Source organism: Massilia sp. CT11-108 (assembly GCF_047302915.1).
Classification (GTDB): domain Bacteria; phylum Pseudomonadota; class Gammaproteobacteria; order Burkholderiales; family Burkholderiaceae_D; genus Telluria; species Telluria orientalis.
This window is the reverse complement of the sequence record NZ_JBKYMO010000236.1, coordinates 1-8,899: the sequence shown is the minus strand read 5'-3', so window position 1 is coordinate 8,899 and position 8,899 is coordinate 1. Positions and strand designations below refer to the sequence as shown.

Below are 8,899 nucleotides of genomic sequence, written 5' to 3'. Positions count from 1 at the left end.
TGTAGCTCGGTGTGGTGGGCTCGGTGATGTGTATAACACAAAGTCCTGTTGGCGCGCCGGCAACAGTGCCGCCACGCGACTGCGCAGCGTGTGGCGCCGGCGCGCCATCAGGATGAACAGCGGCGTCGCGCCGTACAGCAGGTAATGCGTTAGCTTGGTGCCCGCCAGCGTGAAGAAGCCGAACACGAACAGGAACCAGCACCACAGCAGGGTGTCGAGCGGTGTCGCGCGCAGCCGCCGCATGCCGGGAAGCGTGGCGAGCAGGAGACCCGTGTACGGCAGCACGAGCAGCAGCAACGCCGGCAGGTAGAAGAACGGACTGCCCGCGTGCCCTTGCAACGGCACGAGGAAGCGTTCGACATTGTGGCGCATAAAAAAACCGGCCAGGAACGCATCGCCCCGGGCCGCGTATTCCAGCGCATACCAGGGCCCCGCGACGCCGAGCAGGATCAGCCAGCCGGCCGGGTCGCGCACCGCGCGCCACCAGTCGGCCATCCGTTGCTGCAGCCCGAACGCGAGCAGGCTGGCCGCAGCCGGCACGAGCAGCGCGACCGGTCCCTTCGTCAGCACGCCGAGCGCGATCCAGAAGAATGCGCGGCGGCGCCAGCGCGGCCGCGGGTCGACGAGCTCGCGGTAGACGTCGAACAGCGCCAGCGCGAGAAACAGGTTCAGCAGCGCATCGGCGATCGCGCCCCGGCCGATCACGACGACGCCCGCGCTCGTGGCCGCGATGAACGCGGCGGCGCGGGCCGTGTCGCGGTCGACAACGTGGCGCGTGAACGTGTGAATCGCGGCGATCCACGCCGTGGCCGCGAGCGCGGACGGCAGCCGCAGCGCGAATTCGTCCAGGCCGAACAAGCGCACGGACGCGGCCTGCAGCCAGTAGATGAGAATCGGCTTGTCGAAGCGCGGCTGGCCGTTCAGCCACGTCGACACGTAGTCGCCCCGCACCAGCATTTCCCGCGTCGCTTCGCCGAACGCCCCCTCGTCCACGTCGAACAGCGGGATCGCGCCCAGGTTGTAAAACAGCCCAAGCCACACGGCCGCCGCGAGCAGGACCGGCCATGCCCATGCCGCCAACAGGGCGCGCGCCCCGGTCGGGGGCACCGGTACCGTTTGACCACGCGCCGCGCTCATGGCCGCTCCCGTGCCGTACGCGGCCGCTGGTGGGACGGCAGGTCCTCGCCGCTGCCGCCGACCGTCTCGCGCACGAGATAGGCCGGCGCACCGCCCGCCTCGAACCAGGTCCGGGCCAGCAGTTCGGTGAGGATGCCCGTGCAGACGAATTGCACGCCGATCACGACGAGCAGGATGCCCAGCAGGAGCAGCGGGCGCCCGGCGATGGCGGCGCCCTCGCCCAGCTTCTGCCACGCCAGCCACCCCAGCGCGGCCAGCCCGGCACCGCCGCATCCGAGCCCGATGCGCCCGAAGAAGTGCCCGGGACTGGCGCGGAAGCGCACGAAGAACGCCATCGTGAGCAGGTCCAGCAAGACTTTCGCGGCGCGCCCAAGGCCGTACGTGCCGTATTTCGAGCGGCCGTGCCGGCGCGGGAAGTGACTCACTTCTTCCTCGCGGATGCGGTCCGGCGACGTGAGGGTCGCCATCCAGCTCGGGATGAAGCGGTGCATCTCGCCGTACAGGCGCACCCGGCGCAGCACGGCGGCACGGTAGACCTTCAGCGTACAGCCGTAGTCGTGCAGCGGCACGCCCGTCAGCACGCCGATCAGGCGGTTGCCCAGCCGCGACGGCAGGCGCCGCCACAGGCCGTCGCGGCGCGCGCGGCGCCAGCCGACGAGGAGGTCGAGGTCTTCGTCGAGCAGGCGGCGCACCATGCGCACGATGTCGTGGGGATTGTTCTGCAGGTCGCCATCCAGCGTGGCGATGACGGTACCGCGCGCGAGATCGATGCCGGCCTGCATGGCGGCCGTCTGGCCGAAGCCGCGGCGCAGGATCGCGCCGCTCAAGTGCCGGGGACCCGCGGCGACGGCCTCGCGGATGCGTTCGCTGGTACGGTCGCGGCTGCCATCGTCGACGAGGATCAGTTGCCACGGCCACGGCGCGCCCGCCAGCGCGGCCTGGACCTGGGTCACCAGCGGCAGCACGTTGTCTTCCTCGTCGCGCAGCGGCACGACGATTGAGAGCGAATGGCCCGCCCCGGATCCCGGCTCACGCATGACGAACTCCGTGCCGGCCGGCGTGTGCAACCGGGCCCGGCTTCGCGATGAAGACCATCATCCCATCTCCTTGTCGATGCCGGCCGCGGCGGGCTGGCAGCGGTATCTTCGCGCGCGGCCGCGATGCGGAGACGATTCAGGTCAAACGTGCGCGGATCGTGCGACAATCGGCGGTCTCGCAAGATCTCGACAGAACGACATGCGAATGGAGAACTACCCAAGGACAGTGCGGTGCGCGGTGCTGGCATGCGCGCTCGCCGCGGGCCCGGCGGCACGGGCGCTGGAGGTTCGCGTCGCCTCCCAGGAAGTGCTGGAACCGAAGTGGCTACGCGCAGGCGGACGCGTCACCGGCATCTGTCCGGACATCATGGCGGCCATCCAGAAGATCGAACCGCGCCTGCGCTTCACCGGCTACCAGCACACCAGCCGTTCGCTGTCCGGCATCGAAACGGGACTGGAGACGGGCACGCTGGATGCCGCCTGCGGCCTCGTGTCGTCGGCACGCCGGCTCGGCATCGGGCAGCCGGTGGGCAAGCCGATCTACCAGGTCCGTCATTACCTCGTGGTACGCAGGAACGATCCGGTGACGATCGAATCGGAGGAAGACCTCGCGCGGCTGGGCGACCTCGTCACGACGCAGCGCGCCTCGGTGTTCACGGAACGCCTGGTCGCGGCCGGTGTGCGGATCGACGATGCGACCGACGACAACCGCGCGAACCTGCGCAAGATCCTGGCGGGCCACGGCCGCTTTGCCTACGTCAACGACCTCACGCTGCACTACCTGATCCGCAAGGAAGGGCTGGAAAACCGCGTGCGCGTGCTGCCCATCGTGCTGGCCGACGAGCCGACGTATTTCTGGGTCAGCCGCAGGGCCGCGCCCGCGCTCGCGCCGCTGCTGGGCGCGGCCCTCGACAAGCTGAAGACCAGCGGCGAACTGGACCGCATCTACGCACGCTGGGCCGGCACGCCCTGATGTTGCCCCGGACTCTGATCAGGCCGGCGTCAGCAGCTTGAGGCCGACGATGCCGGCCGCGATGAGACCGATCGACAGCAGCCGCAGCGCACCGGCCGGCTCGCCCAGCAGCACCATGCCGGCCACCGCCGTGCCGATCGTGCCGATGCCGGTCCAGACCGCGTAGGCGGTACCGAGCGGCAAAGTCCGCAGCGCCAGGCCGAGCATGCCGACGCTGCCCGCCATCGTGGCGAGCGTAAACACGGATGGCCACAGGCGCGTGAATCCCGCCGTGTACTTGAGTCCGACCGCCCACGCGACTTCCAGCAGGCCGGCCACGGCCAGGTAGATCCAGCTCATCGATTGCTCCTGCCCGACGAAAAACCCACCAGTATAGCAGCGGTCCCGCGATGCCGCCCCGGCACGGCGAAATCGAGCCGTCCTCTGCAGGATTTCCGACCCTGCTTTAAGATGCCCTCTTGCGCCGCACGAACGCGGCGGATCAACGAAACAGGAGTACCGATGACGACTTTGTTTGACCCGATCAAGGTCGGCAGCCTCGAGCTGCCGAACCGCATCATCATGGCGCCGCTGACCCGCTCGCGCGCCGTGGGCGCCGGCCGCGTGCCGAACGCCCTGATGGCCGAATACTACGTACAGCGTGCCTCGGCCGGTCTGATCCTGTCGGAAGCGACCTCGGTGACCCCGATGGGCGTGGGCTATGCCGACACCCCGGGCATCTGGTCCGACGAACAGGTCGAAGGCTGGAAGCAGGTCACCGCCGCCGTGCATGCCGCGGGCGGCCGCATCTTCCTGCAGCTGTGGCACGTGGGCCGCATCTCCGACCCGCTCTTCCTGGACGGCGAGCTGCCGGTCGCGCCGTCGGCCATCCAGCCGAAAGGCACCGTCAGCCTCGTGCGCCCCGTGAAGCCGTACGTCACCCCGCGCGCGTTGACGCTCGAGGAGATCCCCGCCATCGTCGCCGCCTACCGCAAGGGCGCGGAGAACGCGAAGAAGGCCGGCTTCGACGGCGTCGAGATCCACGGCGCCAACGGCTATCTGCTCGACCAGTTCCTGCAAGACAGCACCAACCAGCGCACGGATGCGTATGGCGGCTCGATCGAGAATCGTGCCCGCCTGATGCTGGAAGTGACGGATGCGTGCATCGCCGTGTGGGGCGCCGACCGCGTCGGCATGCACCTGGCCCCGCGTCGCGATGCCCACGACATGGGCGACTCCACGCCGCTGGACACGTTCGGCTACGTGGCCCGCGAGCTCGGCCAGCGCGGCATCGCGTTCATCTGCGCGCGCGAAGCGATCGGCGCGGATCGTCTCGGCCCGCAGCTGAAAAAGATCTTCGGCGGCGTTTACATCGCCAACGAAAAGCTGACGAAGGAAAGTGCGGAGCAATTGCTGACGAGCGGAGACGCGGATGCGGTCGCCTTCGGCCAGTGGTTCATCGCGAACCCGGACCTGCCGGAGCGCCTGAAGCGCAATGCGCCGCTGAACGCGCCGCGCCCGGACAAGTTCTATGCGCCGAACGCGGAAGGCTATACGGACTATCCGGCCCTGCAGGCCAACGGCTGACGTCGCCTTGATGTGCGGACGGACGCCCTGTTCGTCCGAACATCTTCCTCCTTTCACATGCATATATCCCGGTAAAAAAACCTTCATTCGCAGGCGTCACCGATACGAATACTATTGCTGACATGATATTCTTGTGAGATTCCTACGGGCCGTGGCCACAAGCCGCGGCCTTCGTTCAGCCTCGCAAGGAGTCCCGTGAAGACCTGCCACCCCCGCCTGATGCCGCTCGCCGTCGCCACCGCGCTGGCGTTTGCCTCATCCCCTGCCGTCAATGCTGCCACCACCCCGGCGCGTGCCGACAACGCCTACCTGTCGCAACTCGACGCGGCCGCCCGCTCGGCGCGCGTGTCCAACGTCGACTACCTGCTCGATTTCACGCTCACCGGCAAGGAGACGTTCAGCGGCACGACGACCCTGGCGTTCGACCTGAAGGATGCGGACAGCCCGCTCACCGTCGACCTCGACAAGGCCACGATCAAGTCGCTGACCGTCAACGGCAAGACCGTCACGCCGCGCTACAACGGCTGGTTCATCACGCTGCCCGCCCAGGACCTGGTCAAGGGCCGCAACACCGTCGTCGTCGCCTACGAGCGTCCCCACAGCACGAACGGCGAAGGCCTGCACCGCATGGTCGACCCCGTCGATGGCCGCGTCTACACGTATTCGCATTTCGAACCGGCCGCCGCGCACCAGATGTTCGCCGTGTTCGACCAGCCCGACCTGAAGGCCACATACCAGGTGACCGTGAGCGTCCCGGCCGACTGGCAGGTGATCTCGACCACGCGCGAGACGAACGTCGCCCCGGCCGGCGACCTGCGCCGCTGGACGTTCGCGAAGACCAGGAAGCTGAGCCCGTACAATTTCTCGATGCACGCCGGTCCCTACAAGATGTGGGAAGACACGAGCGGCAAATACCCGATGCGCCTGTTCGCGCGCCAGTCGGTCGCCGCGCAGGTCAAGCCGGCCGAATGGTTCAAGTACACGAAGGCCGGCCTCGCGTTCTTCGACGATTACTTCGGCATTCCCTACCAGTTCGAGAAGTACGACCAGGTGCTCGTGCCGGACTTCCTGTACGGCGCGATGGAAAACGCCGCCGCGATCACGTTCGCCGAGCGCGGCTTCATGTACAAGGCCGACATGACGGCCGAACAGCGCGCGCGCCTCGCCTACGTCATCATGCACGAGATGGCGCACCAGTGGTTCGGCGACCTCGTCACGATGCAGTGGTGGAACGGCCTGTGGCTGAACGAAAGCTTCGCGTCGTTCATGGGCACGCTGGCGACGGCCGAGGCCACGGAGTTCAAGGACGCGTGGCGCGCCTTTTATTCGGAAGGCAAGCAGCGCGCCTACGCACAGGACCAGCGCACCACCACGCACCCGATCGAAGTCCCGGTGCCGTCGACCCGGAACGCGTTCGACAACATCGACAACATCACGTATTCCAAAGGCGCGTCGACCCTGATGCAGCTGCGCCACCTGCTGGGCGCCGACGTGTTCCGCAAGGGCGTGCACAACTACCTCGTCAAATACCAGTACCGCAACGCGAAGCTGGACGACTTCATCGGCAGCCTCGGCCAGGCCGCCGGCCGCGACCTGACGGGCTGGACGAAGGAATGGCTGTACCAGCCGGGCGTCAACACGATCGCCGCCAACTACACCTGCAAGGCCGGCAAGGTCACCGGCTTCACGCTCACCCAGACCGCGCAGAGCAAGGCCCTGCCGACCCTGCGCGAACAACGCGTGCAGGTCGCCGCGTTCCGCCTGGACGGCAAGGCGTACAAGCTCGAACGCAACGTCGCCGTCACGTACAAGGGTGCGAAAACGCCGGTCCCGGCCATGAACGGCGCGGCCTGCCCGGACCTCGTCTACCCGAACTACGACGACTGGGGCTTCGTGAAGGTCCAGCTCGATCCGCGCTCGTTCGACAGCGCACGCAGCCACCTGGCCTTTGTTGCCGACCCACTGCTGCGCGCCATGCTGTGGCAAAGCCTGTGGGACGGCGTCCGCGACGGCAAGCTTGCCCTCAACGACTTCCTGTCCACGGCACTCAACAATGCGCCGCAGGAAAAAGACTACACACTACTCGGCGACGTGCTCGGCAAGGTCCTCGGCGCGAAGCGCAATCTCGACCTGATGGATCCGCAGGCCGCATACGCCCAGGCGGTCACCCGCCAGCTGGAAGACATGGCCTGGACCAGCACCCTCGCAAGCAAGGGCGACGACAACTTCCAGCGCCGCTGGTTCGGCACCTATGTCGACGTCGCCAGCTCGCCGGACGCGCTGCGCCGCCTCGCCGCCCTCCTCGACGGCAAGGAACAGGTCGACGGCCTGGCGATCAACCAGGATCTGCGCTGGGCGATCATCGGCCGCCTGAACCGCTACAACTACCCCGGCGCCGCCGCCCTGATCGACGCCGAGCAGGCGCGCGACAAGTCCGACGCCGGCCAGGCCGCCGCCCTGGCGGCCGTCGTCAGCCGCCCCGATCCGGCCGTCAAGACCGAATGGCTGGACACCGTGCACGACCTGCAGACGAAGCTGCCGTTCTCGAAGGTGCGCACGGCGATGGAGCACCTGTACCCGGCCGAGCAGCACGGCCTGGGCGAGCAGACGGCAGGCGCGCGTCTTGCACGCCTGCCGCAGCTCGACAAGACGGCCGGTCCTGTCTTCATGCGCGCCTACGGTCCGGCACTGATCCCGGCCGGCTGCACGCCGGCCAGCGTCCAGCGCCTGCAAGCGGCGGCCGACGCCGGCAAGGACCTGTCCGCCGGCACCCGCCGCGCCCTCGTCGACGCGGTGGAGGACGCGCAGCGCTGCGTCACCATCAAACAGGCGATGACCGCGCACTGACCATGCGGAACGGCGCATACACGCTGCCCAACGCCACGTTCGACGCGCGCCGGCGCGGCGTGCTGGCGTTCACGTGCGCCGCCCACCTGCTGGCGCTGTTCCTGTGGACGCAGGAACGGCGCCTCCTTCCCGTCCGCCCGTCCCGGGCCGTGACGATCCTCCTGCAAACCGACCGTGCCCAGCCTGCGCGGCCGCCGCTGGACGCGGACATGCACCTGCTGCCCGTACCGTCGATGCCGGTCGCCCCGAACACGGACGCGCGCTCCGCGCAAGGCGGCTTCGTGGCCGGTCTCGCGAAGCAGCAGGCCGGGCGCGTCGACCGTGAACTTCGCAAGGGTAAATCGGGCGTGCCGACCGAAGCCGATACCCCGGCGGCCCGCTTCCAGCGCGGGGTCGAGTCCGCCTACATCGACCGCACGCTGACCTGGCAGTCGGACACCTACACGTCGCCGGACGGCGTGGTCATCTACCGCTTCCGCCAGGGCAATCGCGTGCGCTGCCGCCGCGCCGGCGGCGTCGGCATGCCCCTTGCCGGGATGCCGGGTACCGGCTCGATCACCGCGGCAAGCGCGGGCGCCGCCGGCGCCACCGACTGCCCCAAGGGCGTCGTGTGGAACCAGGACTGATGATCGTTGCCGGACTGCGCTAACGCCGTGCCGACCTGGCAGGTCTGTCGCCGCTTCCTCCTCCGCCACCTCCTTCCTCGCCATTGCCCGGCTGTTCCGGCGCGCGGCACAGCTCGGCCATCCGTTCCCATGCCCCTTCGGCCTGGCAATGCAGGGGGGCATACGCCTGCAGCGCCTTGGACAGGTCGATCGGCTTCATCCCGTTGACCCGGACGTTGTTGTTCACCTTGATGCACATGACGTCCTGCCACGCCGCCGAGTAATTGCGGGGGATGGGCACCGGCCCACGCAACCTGCGTGCTGCCGTTTCACACGCCTCCTGCTTCAGGTACTGCCCCCGCAGGTTGGCCTGGTCGAGCGTCACGTCCAGGCCCTGCTGCAGGTACAACAGAAGAATCATCGTGTACATCGCCGCCCCTCCGTCATTTCCATAGACCGTACGCCATTCCGGCAGTTCGCTGCGCACACCTGAGCTGGATCAGTCCGCGGCATCGGTGCCGCGCTAGCCTGACGATCTCGAAAGGACGGCCATGCTCACACTGATTACCTGGAACATACAATGCGCCCGCACGCCGGACGACGGCGCCGACCTCGACCGCGTCGTCGACCGCGTGCTGGCGTTCGGTGCCCGCTTCGACATCCTGCTGCTGCAGGAAGTCGGCTGCGGCCTGCCCGCGCGCGACGGCCGCCCCATCGGCGACCAGTTCGCGGGG

Annotated in this window: 9 protein-coding genes; 5 read left to right on the top strand and 4 right to left on the bottom strand. The window is 68.3% G+C overall.

Annotation, left to right across the window (positions count from 1 at the left end; all coding sequences use genetic code 11):
• Together ACEN88_RS18425 and ACEN88_RS18420 are read right to left on the bottom strand one after the other, a co-directional pair.
• On the bottom strand, positions 1 to 1,137 hold a 1,137-nt coding region (locus ACEN88_RS18425; RefSeq protein WP_413341846.1), incomplete at its 3' end, for an ArnT family glycosyltransferase.
• Positions 1,134 to 2,174: a glycosyltransferase family 2 protein gene (locus ACEN88_RS18420; RefSeq protein WP_413341844.1), complete on the bottom strand. Its 1,041-nt coding sequence runs from the start codon at positions 2,172 to 2,174 to the stop codon at positions 1,134 to 1,136. The genes ACEN88_RS18420 and ACEN88_RS18425, both read right to left, overlap by 4 nt.
• A gap of 205 nt (positions 2,175 to 2,379) precedes the next feature.
• Here ACEN88_RS18420 and ACEN88_RS18415 point away from each other — a divergent pair, with 205 nt between their 5' ends.
• Positions 2,380 to 3,147, top strand: a complete 768-nt coding sequence (locus ACEN88_RS18415) for a substrate-binding periplasmic protein (RefSeq protein ID WP_413341842.1) — start codon at positions 2,380 to 2,382, stop codon at positions 3,145 to 3,147.
• A gap of 18 nt (positions 3,148 to 3,165) precedes the next feature.
• On the opposite strand, the gene sugE is transcribed toward ACEN88_RS18415, so the two are convergent.
• On the bottom strand, positions 3,166 to 3,486 hold the full coding sequence (gene sugE / locus ACEN88_RS18410; protein ID WP_056131479.1) for a quaternary ammonium compound efflux SMR transporter SugE: 321 nt from the start codon (positions 3,484 to 3,486) through the stop codon (positions 3,166 to 3,168).
• Between the two features lie 162 nt (positions 3,487 to 3,648).
• On the opposite strand from sugE, the gene ACEN88_RS18405 reads away from it, so the two are divergent.
• The 3 genes from ACEN88_RS18405 to ACEN88_RS18395 all read left to right on the top strand — a co-directional run bounded on the left by ACEN88_RS18405 (position 3,649) and on the right by ACEN88_RS18395 (position 8,186).
• Positions 3,649 to 4,713, top strand: a complete 1,065-nt coding sequence (locus ACEN88_RS18405) for an alkene reductase (RefSeq protein WP_413341840.1) — start codon at positions 3,649 to 3,651, stop codon at positions 4,711 to 4,713.
• A 195-nt stretch (positions 4,714 to 4,908) separates the two neighbouring features.
• Positions 4,909 to 7,560, top strand: coding sequence for an aminopeptidase N (gene pepN, locus ACEN88_RS18400; RefSeq protein WP_413341838.1), 2,652 nt, complete (start codon positions 4,909 to 4,911; stop codon positions 7,558 to 7,560).
• Between the two features lie 2 nt (positions 7,561 to 7,562).
• Complete coding sequence (locus ACEN88_RS18395; RefSeq protein ID WP_413341837.1) at positions 7,563 to 8,186, top strand: hypothetical protein; 624 nt, start codon at positions 7,563 to 7,565, stop codon at positions 8,184 to 8,186.
• A 19-nt stretch (positions 8,187 to 8,205) separates the two neighbouring features.
• On the opposite strand, the gene ACEN88_RS18390 is transcribed toward ACEN88_RS18395, so the two are convergent.
• A complete protein-coding gene (locus ACEN88_RS18390) occupies positions 8,206 to 8,586 on the bottom strand; it encodes a hypothetical protein (protein ID WP_413341835.1) in 381 nt (126 codons plus the stop codon).
• A 130-nt stretch (positions 8,587 to 8,716) separates the two neighbouring features.
• Between ACEN88_RS18390 and ACEN88_RS18385 the strand changes: the two genes are divergently transcribed.
• A partial coding sequence (locus ACEN88_RS18385; RefSeq protein ID WP_413341833.1) for an endonuclease/exonuclease/phosphatase family protein occupies positions 8,717 to 8,899 on the top strand: 183 nt, incomplete at its 3' end.

Bases quoted from the DNA above. Each gene is read 5' to 3' on its own strand.
- ACEN88_RS18395 (WP_413341837.1), top strand. From the start codon at position 7,563: ATGCGGAACGGCGCATACACGCTGCCCAACGCCACGTTCGACGCGCGC.
- ACEN88_RS18390 (WP_413341835.1), bottom strand. From the start codon at position 8,586: ATGATTCTTCTGTTGTACCTGCAGCAGGGCCTGGACGTGACGCTCGAC.
- ACEN88_RS18420 (WP_413341844.1), bottom strand. From the start codon at position 2,174: ATGCGTGAGCCGGGATCCGGGGCGGGCCATTCGCTCTCAATCGTCGTG.
- sugE (WP_056131479.1), bottom strand. From the start codon at position 3,486: ATGAGCTGGATCTACCTGGCCGTGGCCGGCCTGCTGGAAGTCGCGTGG.
- ACEN88_RS18405 (WP_413341840.1), top strand. From the start codon at position 3,649: ATGACGACTTTGTTTGACCCGATCAAGGTCGGCAGCCTCGAGCTGCCG.
- ACEN88_RS18415 (WP_413341842.1), top strand. From the start codon at position 2,380: ATGGAGAACTACCCAAGGACAGTGCGGTGCGCGGTGCTGGCATGCGCG.